Origin of the sequence: Pseudomonas poae RE*1-1-14, assembly GCF_000336465.1 — a bacterium.
Taxonomy (GTDB): Bacteria; Pseudomonadota; Gammaproteobacteria; order Pseudomonadales; family Pseudomonadaceae; genus Aquipseudomonas; species Aquipseudomonas poae.
In genome coordinates, this window is the sequence record NC_020209.1 from 4,282,705 (window position 1) to 4,301,166 (window position 18,462).

The following is an 18,462-nucleotide window of genomic DNA, read 5'->3' on the forward strand; positions in this document are numbered from 1 at the left end:
TGGCTTGCCTGCGATGGGGCCAGACCTGACCAACTCCAAAAGAGGGTGCATCCAATGTCCCAAGAATACGACTACATCATTGTGGGTGCCGGCTCCGCCGGTAACACCCTGGCGACCCGTCTGACCGAAGACGAAGGCGTCACCGTTCTGCTGCTGGAAGCCGGCGGCCCCGACTACCGTCTCGATTTCCGCACCCAGATGCCCGCAGCGCTGGCGTTCCCGCTGCAAGGCCGTCGCTACAACTGGGCCTACGAGACCGATCCCGAGCCACACATGGACGGACGCCGGATGGAATGCGGTCGTGGCAAGGGCCTGGGCGGTTCCTCGCTGATCAACGGCATGTGCTACATCCGTGGCAACGCGATGGACTATGACAACTGGGCCAAATTGCCAGGCCTGGAAGACTGGACGTACCTCGATTGCCTGCCGTACTTCCGCAAGGCCGAAACCCGCGACATCGGTCCGAACGACTGGCACGGCGGCGACGGCCCGGTCAGCGTGACCACGCCCAAGGCCGGCAATAACCCGCTGTTCAGCGCCATGGTGGAAGCCGGCGTGCAGGCCGGTTACCCGCGTACCGAAGACCTGAACGGCTACCAGCAGGAAGGTTTCGGCCCGATGGACCGCACCGTCACGCCCAACGGTCGTCGCGCCAGCACCGCGCGCGGCTACCTGGACACCGCCAAGAAGCGTTCGACCCTGACCATCGTCACCCACGCCCTCACCGACAAGGTGCTGTTCGAAGGCAAACGTGCAGTGGGTGTGCGTTACCTGATCGGCGCCGCCGAAGAGCGCGTTGAAGCCCGTGCACGCAAGGAAGTGCTGGTGTGCAGCGGCGCCATCGCCTCGCCGCAACTGCTGCAACGTTCCGGCGTGGGCCCGGCCAAACTGCTGGAGAGCCTCGACATCCCGGTGGTCCACGACCTGCCCGGCGTCGGCGAAAACCTGCAGGACCACCTTGAGCTGTACCTGCAATACGCGTGCACCCAACCGGTGTCGCTGTACCCATCGCTGCTCTGGTACAACCAGCCGGCCATCGGCGCCGAGTGGCTGTTCAACGGCACCGGCATCGGCGCCAGCAACCAGTTCGAAGCCGGCGGTTTCATCCGTTCGCGCCCCGAGTTCGAATGGCCGAACATCCAGTATCACTTCCTGCCGGTGGCGATCAATTACAACGGCAGCAAGGGTGTGCAGGAACACGGTTTCCAGGCGCACATGGGCTCCATGCGTTCGCCAAGCCGTGGCCGTGTGCAGGTGAAGTCGAAAAATCCACGGGACTACCCGAGCATCCTCTTCAACTACATGGCCTCGGAGCAGGACTGGGAAGAATTCCGCGACGGCATCCGCCTGACCCGCGAAATCATGCAGCAGCCGGCGCTGGACCCTTACCGCGGCCGCGAAATCAGCCCCGGTATCGAGGTGCAAACCGATGAACAGCTCGACCAGTTCATCCGCGAGCACGCAGAGACCGCCTACCATCCGTCCTGCTCGTGCAAGATGGGCAACGACGAGATGGCCGTGGTCGATGGCGAAGGCCGCGTGCATGGCATGCAGGGCTTGCGTGTAGTGGATGCGTCAATCATGCCGATCATCACCACCGGCAACCTCAACGCGCCAACGATCATGATCGCCGAGAAAATCGCCGACAGGATCCGCAACCGCCAGCCGTTGCCGCGCAGCACGGCCGACTACTACGTGGCGGGCGATGCGCCGGTGCGCGGCAAGCCAATGCGTGAAATTGCGCAGTAACTGATACACCTTGTGGCGAGCAGGCTTGTCCTGCGTTGGGCTGCGCAGCAGCCCCAAAACCAGGCGCTGAGCCGTATCAGGTACACCGCGTTTTGCTGGAATGGGGGCGCTTCGCGCCCCTACGCGGGGCAAGCCCGCTCGCCACAATAAGCCCACACATTTTCCTTAACTGAACGGCATCAGGGCTTGCCACAACGGTGCACCTGCCACAAAGAACTGCCTTTCCTTGATCAGCTCCCCGGCCCAGGCCTACTCTGTTCGCCTGCCCGCGCTGAGCCGCCCACAAGGAAGGCCCCATGTTCGACCACCACGCCACACTCAAACAGCACTTCAACGCCCTGCGCACCACCGCCGAATTCTTTTCGCTGCGCTACGTGCGCGAATCCGGCCAGCACCTCTCGGTCCGCAAAAACGTCGCCGAACCGCCGCACCTCAGCCATGACGAAGGCGCCATGCTCACCGTGCGTCTCAACGGCGTGCAGGCCTACGCGGCGACCAACGACATTTCCCCTGCCGGCCTGCAAGCCGCCCTTGAGCGCGCCGAACAGCAAGCCCGCCAGATCAAACCCCATGCCCTGCTCGACCTGCACCAGCAGCCGGTGTCCAGCGACGTGGCCGATTACCTGTCGCCCAATCTCGAACACGCCTTCCCGTCCCTCAGCGACTGCTACCAACTGCTGGGCGATGAATCCGCCGCTGTGCCCAGGGACGAGCGCCTGGTGAGCTGGGACGTGAGCCTGGGTCTCACCCACGTCGAGCAGATTTACCTCAACAGTGCCGGCGCCGAACTGCGCCAGGCCCAGCGCTTCGTGTTTCCCGGCGTCAACGTCACCGCCTTTGATGGCCACGACAGCCAGACCCGCACCCTGGGCGGCAGCAACTTCGGCCAGCAGGGCGGCTTTGATGTGATCAGTCGCTTCGGCCTGATCGGCGCCGCGCCGCGTGTCGCCGATCAAGCGCTGCAACTGCTGCTCGCGCCGAACACGCCCCAGGGCCCGCGCGACCTGCTGTTGATGCCCGACCAGATGATCCTGCAGATCCACGAGTCCATCGGCCACCCGCTGGAGCTCGACCGCATCCTGGGGGATGAGCGCAATTACGCCGGCACCAGTTTCGTCAAGGCCACAGACTTCGGCCATCTGCAATACGGCTCGCCGCTGCTCAACGTGACCTTCGACCCGGACATCCCCGAGCAGTTGGCCAGCTATCAGCATGACGATGACGGCACCCGCGCCAGCAAACAGTTCCTGATCCGCGAAGGGCTGCTGCTCAAGCCGCTGGGCGGCGCCTTGTCGCAGTTTCGCTCGGGGCTGCCCGGCGTGGCCAACAGCCGCGCCAGCGGTTGGAACCGTCCGCCCATCGACCGCATGGCCAACCTGAATATCGAGGCCGGCGACCAGAGCCTGGCGCAGATGATTGGCGCCATCGAGCACGGCATCCTGATGTCGACCAACCGTTCCTGGTCCATTGACGATGCGCGCAACAAATTCCAGTTCGGCTGCGAATGGGGCCAGTTGATTGAAAACGGCGAGCTCAAGGGCGTGGTGAAAAACCCCAACTACCGGGCCATTTCCGCGCAGTTCTGGCGCAACCTCAGCGCCGTGGGCGACGCCAGCACCTTCCAGGTACTGGGCACGCCCAACTGCGGCAAGGGCGAGCCCAACCAGGTGATCCGCGTCGGCCATGCGTCGCCGGCCTGTGTGTTCAGCAACATCGATGTTTTCGGGGGAGATGCCTGATGAACGATTTCAAGGCGCTGGTGCAGTGGCTTCAGCAGGCCGTCACCAACAACGAACAATTTCACCTGGGCTACGCAGCCGAGTCGTCCGAATTCGTGCGTTTCAACCACGCCAAGGTCCGCCAGGCCGGGCATGTGCAGCAGGCCAGCCTGAACCTCAAGCTGATCAGCGATGGCCGGCATGCCGACCTCGGCATCACCCTGGCCGGCTCGCCGGCACTGGATCGCCAGCGCCTCGCCGATGGCCTGCAGCAGTTGCGCGACACCTTGCCGTTACTGCCACAGGACCCTTACCTGCTGCTCAACGAGAACCCTTGGCAAAGCCACAATGAACAATCCAGGCCGCTGCCGGACCTGGCCCGCGTGCTGGAGGAAATCAGCCAGGCAGCCGCCGACGTTGACCTGGTCGGGTTCTACGCCGCAGGCCCGATCAGCCGTGGTTTTGCCAGTTCGAACGGCGCGTTCGGCTGGCACCAGGCCAATAGCTTCAACTTCGACTTCAGCGTGTTCCATGCCAACGGCGAGGCGGTAAAGGCCAGCTACGCCGGGCATACGTGGGACAGCGCCGAATTCGCCGCGCGCCTGCAGCAGGCGCGTGCGCAGTTGGCGTTTCTCGGTCGCCCGCTGCACCCGTTGCCGCCCGGGCAATACCGCGCTTACCTGGCACCGGCGGCACTGGAAGAGATCATCAGCATCATCACCTGGGGCGGTTTTTCGGCCCAGGCCATCGCCAGCAAAGGCAGCTCGCTGCAAAAGCTCTATGCCGGTGAACAGCCGCTGAGCCCATTGGTGACCGTCACCGAGCAGATCAGCGGCTCGCTGAGCCAGGCGTTTTCCACCGAGGGCTATCCGCGCAGCGATGTCACGCTGATCAAGTCTGGTGCTGCCTGCGATCAACTGGTGAATTCGCGCAGCGCGGCCGAATACGGCCTGCACGCCAACGGCGCCAGCAGTGATGAATCCCCCAGCGCCCTGCAGATAGCGGCGGGCACGCTGGCCCAGGCCGATATCCTCAAGCAACTGGGCACCGGGCTGTACATCAGCAACCTGTGGTACCTGAACTACTCCGACCTGCCGGCCGCCCGCCTCACCGGCATGACGCGCTTTGCCACGTTTTGGGTGGAAGACGGCGAAATCAAGGCACCGGTCAGCACCATGCGCTTTGATGACAGCGTCTACAGCCTGCTTGGCTCGCAGTTGGAAGCGCTGACGGCAGAGCGGGAATTGCTGTTGTCGCCGAGCACCTACGGCCAGCGCAATACCGCCTCCAATCTGCTTCCGGGCGCGCTGGTCAAACGGCTCACCCTCACCCTCTAATCCCTGTGGGAGGGGGGGCAAGTCCCCTCCTACGTTGCTTTGTGTTGCTTTCTGACATCTCCTTCCGAACTTGCATGACTCCCTGTGCAGCCTGTTGTCGCCTTCTGAAAAGCTCGCTATAACGGTTAGTGGCATACCGCCACCTCACAGGAAGTGCGACGATGAATCATGGAAGTTTCGTCATAGAGAAGCTGTTCAAGCATTACAACATTCACGTAGAGCAACTGGGCAGCGACCCGCAGAAGAAAACCGTGCTGATGGTCAATGGCGCGCTGTCCACCACGCGCTCCTTTGCGCGCACCAGCAAGTGCCTGGCCGAGCATTTCAATGTGCTGCTGTTCGACCTGCCGTTCTCCGGTTACTCGCGCGAACACAACACCGACCTGGACCTGGTGACCAAGGACGACGAGGTGCACATCCTGTGTGCGCTGGTGGAGCGTTTCGAGGTCAACCACTTGGTGTCGGCATCCTGGGGCGGCATTTCCACATTACTGACCCTGGCCCATAACCCGCCGTCCATCGAAAGCTCGGTGGTGATGGCCCTGTCGCCCAACCTCAACCCCGTGATGCTCGACTACGTGGAACGCGTGCGCGTGCTGATCGAAGCCGATGACAAATCCGCCGTTGGCCATCTGCTCAATGAGACGGTCGGCCAGTACTTGTCGCCGCGCCTGAAGCGCAACAACCACCGCCATCTGTCGAACATGGCCACCACCGAATACCGCCAGGCACGCTTTCATATTCACCAGGTGCTGGCGCTGAGTGACGGCAACTACCTGCCGGCGCTGCGCCAGATCGACACCCCGGTGCACTTTCTCAATGGTGCGCTGGACGCCTACACGCCGGCCGCCGATGCGCGGTTGTTCAAGCAATACGTGGGGCGCAGCAGCTTTGCCGTGGCCGAACACACCGGCCACCTGCTCGACCTGGAATCGCGCGAGGCAGCGGCGGCAGTGCACCGGGCGCTGCTGGATTTCCTGGTGGGCAAGCACGCGACGCTGTCGGAATTAGACGAACCGCCAATGGGAAAACGCGCGGAGGATGGCGCATAATCGCCGATACATAGCCAGCTAACCAAAGGATTGCCATGCCGACCCGCGCTCCTCTCGATGCCAAGACCGCTCGCTGGCTGCCCTGGGTGGTGGCGATTGCCTTCTTCATGCAGTCGCTGGACGGGACGATTCTCAACACGGCCTTGCCGGCCATGGCGCAGGACCTCGCGGAAAACCCACTGCGCATGCAAGGGGTGGTGATCGCCTATATGCTCACCGTCGCCTTGCTGATCCCGGCGTCGGGCTGGATCGCCGACCGCTTCGGCACCAAGAAAATCTTCTTCGGCGCCATCATGCTGTTCAGCATCGGCTCGCTGCTGTGTGCGCTGTCCAGCAGCCTGAGCATGCTGGTGGGCGCGCGGGTCGTGCAGGGCCTGGGCGGCGCGCTGATGCTGCCGGTCGGCCGGCTGGTGGTGCTGCGCGCCTACCCGCGCTCCGAGCTGGTGCGGATCATGGGCTTCATCACGATTCCCGGCCTGCTCGGTCCGCTGCTCGGCCCGACCATGGGCGGCTGGATGGTGCAATACATGACCTGGCACTGGATCTTTCTGATCAACCTGCCGGTGGGCATCATTGGCTGCTTCGCCGTGTGGAAATTCATTCCTGACCTGCGCGGCAGCGAGCGCACGCGCTTTGACAGCATGGGCTTTGTGCTGTTTGGCGCGGCGATGGTGCTGATCACCATTGCGATGGAAGGCCTGGGCGAACTGCACCTGCCGCACCTGCGTGTGATGCTGCTGCTGTTCGGCGGGCTGGCCTGCCTGGCGGCATACTGGCTGCGCGCCGGGCATATCGAGAACCCGCTGTTTTCGCCGGTGCTGTTCAAGACTCGCACCTTTGCCGTGGGCATTCTCGGCAACCTGTTCTCACGCCTGGGCAGCGGCGCCCTGCCCTTTCTGGTGCCGCTGCTGCTGCAGGTGGCGCTGGGTTATTCGCCGTCCCAGGCCGGCATGAGCATGCTGCCCCTGGCAGCGGCGGCGATGTTCGCCAAGTCCATCGCGCGGCCGCTGATCGAGCGCCTGGGTTATCGCGTGGTGCTCACCGGCAACACCCTGGCGCTGGGCCTGATGCTGGCGAGCATGGGCCTGGTCAGCGAGCAGACGCCCTACCCGCTGCTGCTGGCCATGCTCGCGGTGTTGGGTGCGATCAACTCGTTTCAATTTACCGCGATGAACACCGTCACCCTGATCGACCTCGATGACGCGCAGGCCAGCAGCGGCAACAGTTTGCTGTCGGTGGTCGCGCAATTGTCCCTGAGCCTGGGTGTGGCCTGTGCTGGTGCGTTGCTCGGCGGGTTCACCGCCGAAGCCGGCAACGACGGCGTGAACACTGTGCTTGGCGCGTTCCAGTTGACCTTCCTCACCGTGGGCGTCATGGCGATGCTGGCGGCGGCGATCTTCCTGCAACTGTCGCCAAGCGACGGCAAGCGGGCGATCAACCGAGAACACGACCTCGAGCACTGACGGGCGTCTCGCTCGTCTAGAACTTGCGGGGAAAATCCCACAGGGCTGCTACACTGCGCGACATTTTGTTTTGCAGAGCCAGTCCCGTGACTACCATCGCCACCGCTTTTAATACTTTGCCCCTGTCCGCCGCCATGCTGGCTAACCTCGACTCGCTGGGTTACGTCGAGATGACGCAGATCCAGGCGCAAAGCTTGCCGGTGATCCTCAAGGGGCTGGACCTGATTGCCCAGGCCAAGACCGGCAGCGGCAAGACCGCCGCCTTCGGCATCGGCCTGCTGAACCCGATCAACCCGCGCTACTTCGGTTGCCAGGCGCTGGTGATGTGCCCCACCCGTGAGTTGGCCGACCAGGTCGCCAAGGAAATCCGCCGCCTGGCCCGCGCCGAAGACAACATCAAGGTACTGACCTTGTGCGGCGGCGTGTCCCTCGGCCCGCAGATCGCCTCCCTCGAACATGGCGCCCACGTCATCGTCGGCACGCCGGGGCGCATCCAGCAACACCTGCGCAAGGGTTCGCTGGTGCTGGACGGCCTGAACACGCTGATCCTCGACGAAGCCGACCGCATGCTCGACATGGGCTTCTACGACGCCATCGAAGACATCATCAGCAAGACCCCGCCACGCCGCCAGACCCTGCTGTTCTCGGCCACCTACCCGGTGAGCATCAAGCAACTGGCGTCCAAGTTCATGCGCGCGCCGCAACAGGTGAAGGCCGAAGCGTTCCACTCCGATGACCAGATCGAGCAGCGTTTCTACGAGATCTCGCCGGAAGACCGCATGGACGCCGTGACCAAGGTGCTGGCGCATTTCCGCCCGGCATCGTGTGTGGCGTTCTGCTTTACCAAGCAGCAAGTGCAGGAAACCGTGGATCACCTGACCGCCAAGGGTATTTCCGCGGTTGGCCTGCACGGCGACCTGGAACAGCGCGACCGTGATCAGGTGCTGGCGATGTTCGCCAACCGCAGCACCTCGGTGCTGGTCGCCACCGACGTCGCCGCGCGCGGCCTGGACATCGACGCGCTGGACATGGTGATCAACGTCGAACTAGCCCGCGACTCGGAAATCCATATCCACCGCGTGGGCCGTACCGGCCGCGCCGGTGAGACCGGCATCGCGATCAGCCTGGTGGCGCCGTCCGAAGCACACCGCGCCCAGGCCATCGAGCAACTGCAGAAGTCGCCGCTGAACTGGGACCAACTGGACAACCTCAAGCCACAAGGCGGTGGTCCGTTGCTGCCGCAGATGAGCACCCTGTGCATCGCCGCCGGCCGCAAGGACAAGGTTCGCCCGGGCGACATTCTTGGCGCGTTGACCGGTGACGCGGGTATCCCGGGTGCCCAGGTCGGCAAGATCGCAATCTTTGATTTCCAGGCCTTCGTGGCTGTGGAGCGCGGCATCGCCAAACAGGCGCTGCAGCGCTTGAACGACGGCAAGATCAAGGGCCGCTCGTTGCGCGTGCGTATCCTGTAAGAACACCGAGTTCCTGTTGAAGGGGCCGAATCAATGTGGGAGCTGGCTTGCCTGCGATAGCGGTGGTGAATTCACTACAGCCATCGCAGGCAAGCCAGCTCCCACATTTGATTGCATTTCAGATCAATATTTTTGTGAGGACATGGCTGTGCGCTCGACCGAAGTTGTGATCATTGGCGCCGGCGCCGCAGGCTTGATGTGCGCACTGACCGCCGCCGGGCGCGGTCGCCAGGTGATGTTGCTGGACCACGCCAACAAGGCCGGCAAAAAGATCCTGATGTCCGGCGGTGGCCGCTGCAACTTCACCAACATGTACACCGAGCCTGCCAACTTCCTCTCGCACAACGCGCACTTCTGCAAGTCCGCGCTGGCGCGCTACACCCAGTGGGATTTCATCGCGCTGGTGGCCAAACACGGCGTGCCGTACCACGAGAAAAAACTCGGCCAGTTGTTCTGCGACAACAAGTCCAGCGACATCCTCGGCATGCTGCTCGACGAATGCATCCAGACCGGTGTGAGCCTGCACCTGGACACCTCGATCAAGACCATCGCCAGGGTCGACAACGGCTATCGGTTGCAGACCACCCTGGGGGAGCTGCACTGCGAATCGTTGGTGATCGCCACCGGCGGCCTGTCGATCCCGACCCTGGGCGCCACCGGCTTTGGCTATCAGGTAGCCAGGCAGTTCGGCCACGAACTGCTGCCAACCCGCGCCGGGCTGGTGCCGTTCACCATCACCGACCAGCTCAAGGAACTGTGCGGCGAGCTGTCCGGTACGTCAGTGGATTGCCTGGTCAGCTGCAACGGCCAGAGTTTTCGCGAGAACATCCTGTTTACCCATCGGGGCCTGAGCGGGCCGGCGATCTTGCAGATTTCCTCGTACTGGGAATCCGGCGACACGGTGGAGATCAACCTGCTGCCCGATCACGACGCGCACACCTGGCTGCAACAGCAACAGACCGAGCGCCCCAACAGCGAGCTAAAAACCCTGCTGGGCGAAATATTCACGAAAAAGATGGCCAACCTGCTGGCCGATACCTGGTTTGTGTCCAAACCGATGAAGCAGTACACCCATGCCGAAATCGCCGACATCGCCAACAAGCTGGGCAACTGGCAATGGGTGCCGGCGGGCACCGAAGGCTATCGCACCGCCGAGGTGACGCTGGGCGGGGTGGATACGCGGGAAGTGTCGTCCAAGACCATGGAGTCCCTGAAAAGCCCGGGCCTGTATTTTATTGGCGAAGTGCTGGACGTGACCGGGCATCTGGGCGGGTTCAACTTCCAGTGGGCCTGGGCGTCCGGCTACGCTGCCGCGCAATACGCCTGACGCCGCTTAAACCTTGAAATGCAAAAAACCTGTGGGAGCTGGCTTGCCCTGGCGTCCTTGATAGCTCAATTTAGCGACATCGCTCTGGAAGACGCCCGACTTCATGTCATCGACCTCGTTCAAGCACTCCCTGCGGCGCCTGTGGGCGCTGGATAAATTCAGCTACAGCATTCGGGTGTTCATCGCCCTCACTGGCAGCATGGCGCTGTGCTGGTATCAGAATGAAATGGCACTGCTGATTCCGCTGTTCCTGGGGATCATCGCCAGCGCCCTGGCCGAGACCGACGACAGTTGGCAGGGCCGCCTCAACGCCCTGGCGGTGACGCTGGTGTGTTTCAGCATCGCCGCGCTGTCGGTGGAGCTGCTCTTCCCCTACCCCTGGTTTTTCGCCATCTCCCTCGCCCTGGCGACGTTTTGCCTGACCATGCTCGGTGCACTGGGCGAACGCTATGGCGCGATTGCTTCGGCCACGCTGATTCTGTCGGTGTACACCATGATCGGCGTCGACCAGCGCGGTGGTGCGGTCAGCGACTTCTGGCACGAGCCGCTGCTGCTGGTGGCCGGTGCGGCCTGGTATGGCGTGCTGTCAGTGCTGTGGCAGGCGCTGTTTTCCAATCAGCCGGTGCAACAAAGCCTGGCGCGGTTGTTTCGGGAATTGGGGCGTTATCTCAAGCTCAAGTCGTCGTTGTTCGAACCGATCCGCCAGTTGGACGTGGAAGCACGCCGCCTGGAACTGGCCCAGCAGAACGGCCGGGTGGTCGCCGCGTTGAACGCCGCGAAGGAAATCATCCTGCACCGCGTGGGCAATGGTCGACCGGGCTCGAAAGTCAGCCGTTATCTCAAGCTGTACTTTCTCGCCCAGGACATCCACGAACGCGCCAGCTCGTCCCACTACCCGTATAACGCGCTGGCCGAGGCGTTCTTCCATAGCGACGTACTGTTCCGCTGCCAGCGCCTGTTGCGCCAGCAGGGCAAGGCTTGCCAGGCGCTCGGCGAGTCGATCCAACTGCGCCAGCCGTTTATCTATGACGACAGTTTCGCCGAGGCACTCGGCGACCTGAACGCCTCGCTGGAACACCTGCGCCTGCAAAACAATCCGGCCTGGCGCGGACTGTTGCGTTCGCTGCGGGCGCTGGCGGCCAACCTGTCGACCCTCGACCGCCTGCTCGGCGACGCCAGCAACCCCGACGCCCTGGCCGACGCCACCGACAGCAACCTGCTGGACCGAGCGCCGCGCAATCTCAAGGAAATGTGGACACGCCTGCGCACCCAGCTCACGCCGACATCGCTGCTGTTCCGGCATGCGTTGCGTCTGTCCCTGGCGCTGACCATCGGCTACGCCACCCTGCACGCCATTCACGCGTCCCAGGGTTACTGGATCATCCTAACCACGCTGTTTGTCTGCCAGCCCAACTACGGCGCGACGCGGCGCAAGCTCGGCCAGCGGATCATCGGCACGGCCATCGGCCTCACGGTGGCCTGGGCGCTGTTCGACCTGTTCCCCAGCCCCCTGGTGCAATCGATGTTCGCCATCGCCGCTGGCCTGGTGTTCTTTATCAACCGCACCACCCGCTACACCCTGGCCACGGCCGCCATCACGCTGATGGTGCTGTTCTGCTTCAACCAGGTGGGCGATGGCTACGGGCTGTTCCTGCCAAGGCTGTTCGACACCTTGCTCGGCAGCCTGATCGCGGGCCTGGCGGTGTTCCTGTTCCTGCCGGACTGGCAGGGTCGGCGCCTGAACAAAGTGCTGGCCAACACCCTGACCTGCAATAGCATCTACCTGCGCCAGATCATGCAGCAATACGCCGCCGGCAAAAGCGACGACCTGGCCTACCGCCTGGCGCGACGCAACGCACACAACGCCGACGCGGCGCTGTCCACCACCCTGGCCAACATGCTGATGGAGCCGGGGCACTTTCGTAAGGAAGCCGATGTGGGGTTCCGCTTTCTGGTGCTGTCGCACACCTTGCTCAGCTATTTGTCGGGGCTGGGCGCGCACCGCGACACCCAACTGCCGGCGCAAATGCGCGAGGCGTTGATCGATAGCGCGGGCAGCAGCCTGGCGGCGAGCATCGATGAGATCGCCAGCGGCCTGGCCGACAAACAACCGATTGCGATTCAGAGCGATGCCGAAGAAGCCCTGGCGGCGCAGCTTGAGCAGATGCCGGACGAGATCGATGAAGGGCAGCGACTGGTGCAGACGCAGTTAGCGTTGATTTGTAGGCAGTTGGGGCCGTTGCGCACGCTGGCGGCGCATTTGATCAAGGATACCCGCGCGGTTTGAATCGCTATCGGGAGCAAGCCCCTCCCGCAGTTTGATGTGTGAATACCTTTCACATGTGGGAGGGGGCTTGCTCCCGATTGGCGCTCAAGAACATTACATCCCGTGCTGTTTCATCAACCGCGCATAACTGCCATCAGCCTTCATTCTGGCAATCTCGCGATCAAATCCCGCCACAATCTGCGCATGCTCGGGATTCTTCAGGCTCACCAGAATATGCAGGCTGTTTTCACTCAGTGGCTTGGGCAGAAACTCCACCGCATTGCGCACCCGCGCCGACTCACGCGCCAAGTAAAAGCGCGCCACGTATTCATCCTCCACCGTCAGCCGCACCCGCTCGGCCGCCAACATGCGCACGGCCATGGCGAAGTTGTGCACCGGGATCTTCTGTAACTGCGTGTCGGCATCGAACGTCGCCGAATACGCATAGCCGCGCACCACCGCGATGGGCGCCTCGTGCAATTGCGCCAGGTTCTCGAACTCGATGGGGTCTTCACGGCGCTTGATGAATCGCACGCGATTGAGCAGGTATTCGGCGGAAAACTGCCCCAACTGCGTGCGCGCCTCGTCATACCAGGCATTGATCAGCACGTCATAACGCCCATCGCCTACGCCCTTGAGCGCGCGGGCCCAGGGCACCTGCTCGAAGTCACTGGCGTAGCCTGCGCGGGCCAGGGCAGTGATGACGATATCGGTGGCCAGACCGCCATTGACCAGCGTGGCGTCGGTAAACGGCGGCCATGCATCCGCAGCCAGGCGCAAGCGCTGCGCACACGCGGGCTGGGCCAGCAACAACACTCCAAATAAAGCAACGGCACGAGAGAATCGCGGCATGCTCAAAATCCTTGGCAGGCAGGCGGTGGCCTTGGCTCAGGGCAGTCCTGAGGTTGTAACAGTAGCTCAGATTACACAAACCAGGCGGTGGTGCATGCAGACAAAGATGGCAAATTGAGGTCACTCACAAAAAAAGACCCTTTAGACACAGACCCGCGCCGCGCTTACTATCGGTCGCAGGCATTTATCGGGATTTCACCATGACAGTGGATTGGCTCTGCAAGCATCACACCGACCTGGGCAAGGAGCAGCTGTACGCCATCCTGCGCCTGCGTTGCGAAGTGTTCGTCGTTGAGCAGCAGTGCGTTTACCAGGACATCGACGGACAGGACCTGGACGGGGACACCCACCATCTGATGGCCTGGAAAGACGATGAACTGGTGGCTTATCTGCGCCTGCTTGATCCGCAGCTACAGGGCGGCGATGTGGTCATCGGTCGGGTGATCGTGGCGCCCTCGGCGCGCGGTACGGGACTGGGGCACCAGATGATGAAGGAGACGCTCAGGCAGATTGAGCATATCTGGCCGGATACACCGATTTACCTGTCGGCCCAGGCGCATTTGCAGGGGTATTACGGCCGGTATGGGTTTGTGGCAGAGGGAGAGCAGTATCTGGAGGATGGAATTCCACATCGGGGTATGCGCCGTGCTTGAGGGCGCTATCGGGAGCCCAACCACCGCCGGCTTCAGGGATACCCCAACACCCGCTTGATCGACGCCAGATTTGCTTCAATCCACTTACGGTCTATCGCCCCCCAACTGCGCACGCGATAGCACCCCGCGTGGTTACGGGCGCCGTCTTGCTGCTCGAACTCACACACAATATCCAGATCCGCCAACGCCGTGATCGTGTCCTGAGCCGTGCGCCGGGGCATGCCCGTCACCTCGGTCAACGCCGGCACGCTGCTGGCCTGCCCGCTGTCGATCAGGTAGGCCACGTACAAGCGGCGGTAGAAACTGCTCTTGGTCTTGCTTACGTCCATGGTCGGTTGCCTTGTGGTTAGGGCTTGCCCTGCAAGTCGCGCCAGGTGAGGTACACCCGCAGGTCGAATTCCACCTGATGGTAGCCCGGCATCATGTATTCGCAGAGTTTGTAGAACGCCTTGTTGTGGTCCGATTCCTTGAAGTGCGCCAGCTCGTGCACCACGATCATGCGTAGAAATTCAGGCGCCGCCTCTTTGAACAACGCAGCGATGCGGATCTCTTTCTTGGACTTGAGGTTGCCGCCCTGCACCCGCGAAATGGTGGTGTGCAGGCCGAGGGCGCGGTGCGTGAGATCCAGACGGTTGTCGAACAGCACCTTGTCGATGGCTGGCGCATTGCGCAGGTGTTCCTGCTTGAGCGCCAGGGCGTACGCATACAGCGCCTTGTCGCTCTGCACGGCGTGGCGTTCGGGATAGCGTTGCTCGAGGTAGGCGCTCAACTGATCCCTGGCGATCAATTGGCGGACTTGTTCCTGGAGGGCCGCAGGGTAGGCCTGGAGGTATTTCAGGGTGGTCATTGAGGTCTGCAACAGGCTTGGAATGGGCGCCAGTGTAGCGAATTCAACGTTGGCAGGCGCGTGCCCAGTCGACGATCTCGTCGGCCATCAAGGGCTTGGATGCCCATGCGCCCTGAATGAACCGGCAGCCATTGGCCTTGAGCCAATCGGCCTGCGCCTGGGTGTCAACGCCCTCGGCCACCACCAGCACGTCGAAATGCGCGCACAACTCGATGATGCTGCGGGCCATCGCCGCATCTCGTGCCGACTCCGGCAGCCGGGCGACCAATTGCGGGTCCAGCTTCAGGGTGTCGAACGCCAGGTCGCGCAGGTGGGCGAGTGAACAGTTGCCTAAACCGAAATCGTCCAGGGCAATCCGTACACCGATGCGGCGCAACAGCTTGAGCTGCTTGATGGACTCTTCAAGGTTGCTCATCAGACTGTCTTCGCTGATTTCCACCTCCAACTGACGGCCATGCAACCCATGTCGGTCAAGGACCTGCTGCAACTGGGTCGCCAGGTTGGGCATATTGAACTGACTGCCGCTCAGGCTCACGCTCAGCACCAGTTCATCGTCGAAGCAGGTATGCCAGGCCTGGCGTTGCGCGGCGACATGCTGGTAAATCCAGGCGCTCAACTGGCTGATCAGCCGCGCCTCTTCCAGCAGCGGCAGGAACAGCCCCGGCGGCACGTCGCCGACGCTCGGGTGCTGCCAGCGCAACAGCGCTTCAACGCCGCGCAGACGACCGTCGTCCAGCGACACCTGAGGCTGGTATACCAGCGTAAATTCCTTGTTGTGGATCGCCGTGCGCACGCTGTCTTCCAACATCAGGCGCGAGCGTGCGCGGCCGTTCATTTCCTGGTCGTAATAGCGATACTGCTGACGCCCCGCGCGCTTGGCTTCGTACATGGCAATGTCAGCCGCGCGCAGCAGGCCGTTCAGGTCAGAGCCACAATCGGGGAACGTGGCAATGCCGATGCTGACCCCAAGCATCACATCCAAACCGTCAACCTGGTGACACACAGATACCCGCTCGATCAGTTGCTCTGAAATCTTGGCCGCCTGCTCCGGGAATTCCAGTTCCAGCAACGCGGTGAATTCATCACCCCCCATGCGCCCGATAAGGTTGCACGAGCCCAGGCACACCTTGATCTGCTCGGACACCCAGCGCAGCACCCGATCACCGGCGTCGTGACCCAACGAATCGTTGACCCGCTTGAACCCGTCAAGGTCCAGGTACAGCAGCACCAGCGACGTCTCACCGCGTTCGCTGCGCAGCAGAATGCTGTCCACCGCCTGTTGAAAGCCGCGGCGGTTCAACAGCCCGGTCAACGGGTCGGTCACGGCCTGGAACTCCAGCTGCTGATGCAGGTGACGCACTTCGGACATGTCCAGCACCGTCACCACCATGGCCTTCTGCTCGACGGGCAGGCGCGCGCAGGACAGCGCCACCGGCACCTGCTGGCCTCGGCTGGTGCGCAGGATGGCGTCGTGCAGGCGCCAGGTTTCGCCGCTGCGATAACCTGCGTACATCTGCGAATCGAGCCAGGCCGGCACATGGGGTTTCTGCAGGAAGCGCAGAAACTCCTGGCCCTGCAGCTCATCCGTCTTGGCATTGAGCAGGCGCGAGATCGCCGGGTTGGCGTACTGGATCACGCCGTCTTCGCCCACCACCAGGATGCCTTCGGCGGCATTGTCGAGCACCGAGGCGTTGAATGCGCGGGCCAGCTCCAGATCATGACTCAGGCGCTGCAGGGCCCGGCGGTTGCGCTGGTGGTCGAGCAACGCCTGGACCTTGGGTTTAAGAATAAGCGGGTCGAAGGGCTTGAACAGGTAGTCGATGCCGCCGCTGGCATAGCCCTCCAGCACGGAGGCCGGTGACTGCGCGTTGGCACTCAGGAAGATGATCGGCGTCATGCAGGTGCGCTGGCTGCCGCGCATCAGCCGGGCGACTTCAAAACCGTCCATGCCAGGCATCTTCACGTCCAGCAGCACCAGGTCGACGTCATGCGCCAACAACAGTCCCAGCGCTTGCACCCCGGAATCAGCGGTTATCACCTGCCAGTCGTCATGCTGCAACAGCGCGCGCATGCTGACGAGGTTTTCCGGGTAATCATCGACCACCAGAAGAACCGAACTGCCATCGCGGTGGTGTGGAGCGCATTCCATGCTACGTCTCTTCCTTAGGAACTGACCCGGTCACTTCCGACAGAAAACCCGGACAAATACTGAGGCCTCACTCTAGCCTTGGAACCTGCAAATCAGAAGTGACGCAGGTGCCATCATTGCGCCAAAGCCAGGGAAGCCGACTAACGGTCGAGCGCTACACCCCACGGCGTACGGGAACATGGCTTTTTGGTATTCCTTTGACGCCAGAAATTTGCCACAAAATAATTAACAACCTGGTGAGTACCGCCTATAAATAACCTCTGGAGCCCTCGGGCTAAAGCCTTCTCCTTCTTTAAAAGGCCAACACCATGATCGACCTTTCCACCTGGAACCTGAGCATTCCGGTAGGCTCGCCCCCCTCGACCATCGACACGCCCAAGCTGATGAACGGTTTCAAGGATCAATACTTCCAGGCCGAAGGCAGCAACGTGCAGTTCTGGACACCGGTGACCGGCACCCGCACCGACAATGCCATCTACCCCCGCAGCGAACTGCGCGAAACCTACGCTGACGGCCGCCTGCGCAACTGGAACTACCCTGACGCCGATAACTTCCTGCGCGCTACCCTGGAAGTGAATCAGGTGCCCTCCAGCGGCAAGGTCGTGATCGGTCAGATCCACGCTTACGACAGCCAGAAACCGCTGATCAAGCTGGAATATCAGTTCAAGGAAAAAACCCAGAGCGGCAACATCGTCGCCAAAGTGCGCATGCGTCCGGATGACGGCGAAAGCCGGGTGATCACCGTCGCCACCAATGTGCCGATGGACAAGAGCTTTACCTACGTCATCAACCTCAATAAAGCCGGGCTGCTGAGCGTGGAGGCTGCGGATGGGCAATGGAACGATCGCATCGGTGCGGCGTGGGGCGCGAAGCCTTTGTATTTCAAGGCGGGGGTGTATGTGCAGGACAACAGCGGGGACAGCAAGGAAGGCGCGCGGGTGACATTTGCGAAGTTGGATATTGATCACCAGTGAACTGATTTGCCCCTGGCGACGCCAAGCCTATTCGCGCGTGAGCGCCGGACATGTCCGGTGCTCACGTAGCGCCGCTCCAGAAAATCAACACTATGGCGCCACCAACGTTATCTGTTTTGGTTGAAAAAGATAAATCGTATTAGCGGAAATTGAAGTAAAGGTAGAATTAATCTCAATATCTCCCGGCCCGAGGGTGCGCATTGAGGGCATACCCACGACCACCCTCAGGCTACTCGGGGTGGTGCCAGCTCTTACCGTGTATAAATAATTAAAAACCGCCAAAGGATTGCCTGTTGTTATATTTTGAACATCGACCTCCCATGTATCGCCTGCCTGTGGCTTAACCGGCAGTACACTGACGGGCACCTTCAAACCAAAGCCGCCATAATATTGAAACGTCGCATAGGGTTTATTATAAAGGGTGTAAGCCACGTTTGATTTATCGGTGGGATCAAACCCTACTTGATCTTCAAGTTTATCCTCAAAAAAGTCCGAATAATAAGCGTCGGGCTCTACCGAGAGCACTCTGTATTTGAATGGCATGGCGCACCTCACATTTCAGTTGGTCAAGTCATGTCTCTTGAAAAAGTCAGCCGTGCGTAC

Annotated in this window: 15 protein-coding genes; 10 read left to right on the plus strand and 5 right to left on the minus strand. The window is 61.9% G+C overall.

Annotated features, from left to right (window positions below):
- Positions 1 to 54: 54 nt before the first annotated feature.
- The 8 genes from betA (at position 55) to yccS (ending at position 12,405) form a co-directional block, all read left to right on the plus strand.
- Positions 55 to 1,749 carry a choline dehydrogenase gene (betA, locus tag H045_RS18770; RefSeq protein ID WP_015373147.1) on the plus strand — a complete coding sequence of 565 codons (1,695 nt, stop codon included), beginning with the start codon at positions 55 to 57 and terminating at the stop codon, positions 1,747 to 1,749.
- 296 nt (positions 1,750 to 2,045) lie between these two features.
- Complete coding sequence (locus H045_RS18775) at positions 2,046 to 3,488, plus strand: TldD/PmbA family protein (protein ID WP_015373148.1); 1,443 nt, start codon at positions 2,046 to 2,048, stop codon at positions 3,486 to 3,488.
- Positions 3,488 to 4,804 (plus strand): TldD/PmbA family protein, encoded by a 1,317-nt coding sequence (locus tag H045_RS18780; RefSeq protein ID WP_015373149.1) that lies wholly within the window; start codon positions 3,488 to 3,490, stop codon positions 4,802 to 4,804. Before H045_RS18775 ends, H045_RS18780 begins: the two co-directional genes overlap by 1 nt.
- A 161-nt stretch (positions 4,805 to 4,965) precedes the next feature.
- The gene (locus tag H045_RS18785; protein WP_015373150.1) at positions 4,966 to 5,856 is read left to right on the plus strand and encodes an alpha/beta fold hydrolase; all 891 of its coding nucleotides are present in this window, start codon (positions 4,966 to 4,968) and stop codon (positions 5,854 to 5,856) included.
- Positions 5,857 to 5,891: 35 nt separating this feature from the next.
- Positions 5,892 to 7,319 (plus strand): multidrug transporter subunit MdtD, encoded by a 1,428-nt coding sequence (gene mdtD, locus H045_RS18790; protein WP_015373151.1) that lies wholly within the window; start codon positions 5,892 to 5,894, stop codon positions 7,317 to 7,319.
- Between the two features lie 134 nt (positions 7,320 to 7,453).
- Positions 7,454 to 8,791: an ATP-dependent RNA helicase DbpA gene (dbpA, locus tag H045_RS18795; protein ID WP_236277608.1), complete on the plus strand. Its 1,338-nt coding sequence runs from the start codon at positions 7,454 to 7,456 to the stop codon at positions 8,789 to 8,791.
- A gap of 148 nt (positions 8,792 to 8,939) precedes the next feature.
- The gene (locus tag H045_RS18800; protein ID WP_015373153.1) at positions 8,940 to 10,118 is read left to right on the plus strand and encodes a BaiN/RdsA family NAD(P)/FAD-dependent oxidoreductase; all 1,179 of its coding nucleotides are present in this window, start codon (positions 8,940 to 8,942) and stop codon (positions 10,116 to 10,118) included.
- Between the two features lie 103 nt (positions 10,119 to 10,221).
- Positions 10,222 to 12,405: a YccS family putative transporter gene (yccS, locus tag H045_RS18805; protein ID WP_015373154.1), complete on the plus strand. Its 2,184-nt coding sequence runs from the start codon at positions 10,222 to 10,224 to the stop codon at positions 12,403 to 12,405.
- Between the two features lie 93 nt (positions 12,406 to 12,498).
- Here yccS and H045_RS18810 read toward each other — a convergent pair whose 3' ends face one another.
- Positions 12,499 to 13,236: a substrate-binding periplasmic protein gene (locus tag H045_RS18810; RefSeq protein ID WP_003234496.1), complete on the minus strand. Its 738-nt coding sequence runs from the start codon at positions 13,234 to 13,236 to the stop codon at positions 12,499 to 12,501.
- Between the two features lie 200 nt (positions 13,237 to 13,436).
- Between H045_RS18810 and H045_RS18815 the strand changes: the two genes are divergently transcribed.
- Positions 13,437 to 13,889, plus strand: a complete 453-nt coding sequence (locus H045_RS18815) for a GNAT family N-acetyltransferase (RefSeq protein WP_003234498.1) — start codon at positions 13,437 to 13,439, stop codon at positions 13,887 to 13,889.
- Positions 13,890 to 13,921: 32 nt separating this feature from the next.
- On the opposite strand, the gene H045_RS18820 is transcribed toward H045_RS18815, so the two are convergent.
- The 3 genes from H045_RS18820 to H045_RS18830 are packed head-to-tail and all read right to left on the minus strand — an operon-like array spanning position 13,922 to position 16,885.
- Entirely contained in the window at positions 13,922 to 14,218 is a 297-nt protein-coding gene (locus tag H045_RS18820; RefSeq protein WP_003234500.1) for a winged helix-turn-helix domain-containing protein, read from the minus strand.
- Positions 14,219 to 14,235: 17 nt separating this feature from the next.
- Positions 14,236 to 14,736, minus strand: coding sequence for a M48 metallopeptidase family protein (locus H045_RS18825; protein ID WP_003234503.1), 501 nt, complete (start codon positions 14,734 to 14,736; stop codon positions 14,236 to 14,238).
- A gap of 43 nt (positions 14,737 to 14,779) precedes the next feature.
- Positions 14,780 to 16,885: a putative bifunctional diguanylate cyclase/phosphodiesterase gene (locus tag H045_RS18830; RefSeq protein WP_015373155.1), complete on the minus strand. Its 2,106-nt coding sequence runs from the start codon at positions 16,883 to 16,885 to the stop codon at positions 14,780 to 14,782.
- A 308-nt stretch (positions 16,886 to 17,193) separates the two neighbouring features.
- Between H045_RS18830 and H045_RS18835 the strand changes: the two genes are divergently transcribed.
- A complete protein-coding gene (locus tag H045_RS18835) occupies positions 17,194 to 17,859 on the plus strand; it encodes a polysaccharide lyase family 7 protein (protein WP_003234508.1) in 666 nt (221 codons plus the stop codon).
- Between the two features lie 90 nt (positions 17,860 to 17,949).
- Here the strand turns inward: H045_RS18835 and H045_RS24695 are convergent, their stop codons facing one another.
- Positions 17,950 to 18,402: a hypothetical protein gene (locus tag H045_RS24695; RefSeq protein ID WP_003234510.1), complete on the minus strand. Its 453-nt coding sequence runs from the start codon at positions 18,400 to 18,402 to the stop codon at positions 17,950 to 17,952.
- Positions 18,403 to 18,462 lie beyond the last annotated feature (60 nt).

Coding starts and splice junctions, on each gene's coding strand:
- betA (WP_015373147.1), top strand. CDS start 55: ATGTCCCAAGAATACGACTACATCATTGTGGGTGCCGGCTCCGCCGGT.
- H045_RS18775 (WP_015373148.1), top strand. CDS start 2,046: ATGTTCGACCACCACGCCACACTCAAACAGCACTTCAACGCCCTGCGC.
- H045_RS18780 (WP_015373149.1), top strand. CDS start 3,488: ATGAACGATTTCAAGGCGCTGGTGCAGTGGCTTCAGCAGGCCGTCACC.
- H045_RS18785 (WP_015373150.1), top strand. CDS start 4,966: ATGAATCATGGAAGTTTCGTCATAGAGAAGCTGTTCAAGCATTACAAC.
- mdtD (WP_015373151.1), top strand. CDS start 5,892: ATGCCGACCCGCGCTCCTCTCGATGCCAAGACCGCTCGCTGGCTGCCC.
- dbpA (WP_236277608.1), top strand. CDS start 7,454: ATGCTGGCTAACCTCGACTCGCTGGGTTACGTCGAGATGACGCAGATC.
- yccS (WP_015373154.1), top strand. CDS start 10,222: ATGTCATCGACCTCGTTCAAGCACTCCCTGCGGCGCCTGTGGGCGCTG.
- H045_RS18810 (WP_003234496.1), bottom strand. CDS start 13,236: ATGCCGCGATTCTCTCGTGCCGTTGCTTTATTTGGAGTGTTGTTGCTG.
- H045_RS18815 (WP_003234498.1), top strand. CDS start 13,437: ATGACAGTGGATTGGCTCTGCAAGCATCACACCGACCTGGGCAAGGAG.
- H045_RS18820 (WP_003234500.1), bottom strand. CDS start 14,218: ATGGACGTAAGCAAGACCAAGAGCAGTTTCTACCGCCGCTTGTACGTG.
- H045_RS18825 (WP_003234503.1), bottom strand. CDS start 14,736: ATGACCACCCTGAAATACCTCCAGGCCTACCCTGCGGCCCTCCAGGAA.
- H045_RS18830 (WP_015373155.1), bottom strand. CDS start 16,885: ATGGAATGCGCTCCACACCACCGCGATGGCAGTTCGGTTCTTCTGGTG.
- H045_RS18835 (WP_003234508.1), top strand. CDS start 17,194: ATGATCGACCTTTCCACCTGGAACCTGAGCATTCCGGTAGGCTCGCCC.
- H045_RS24695 (WP_003234510.1), bottom strand. CDS start 18,402: ATGCCATTCAAATACAGAGTGCTCTCGGTAGAGCCCGACGCTTATTAT.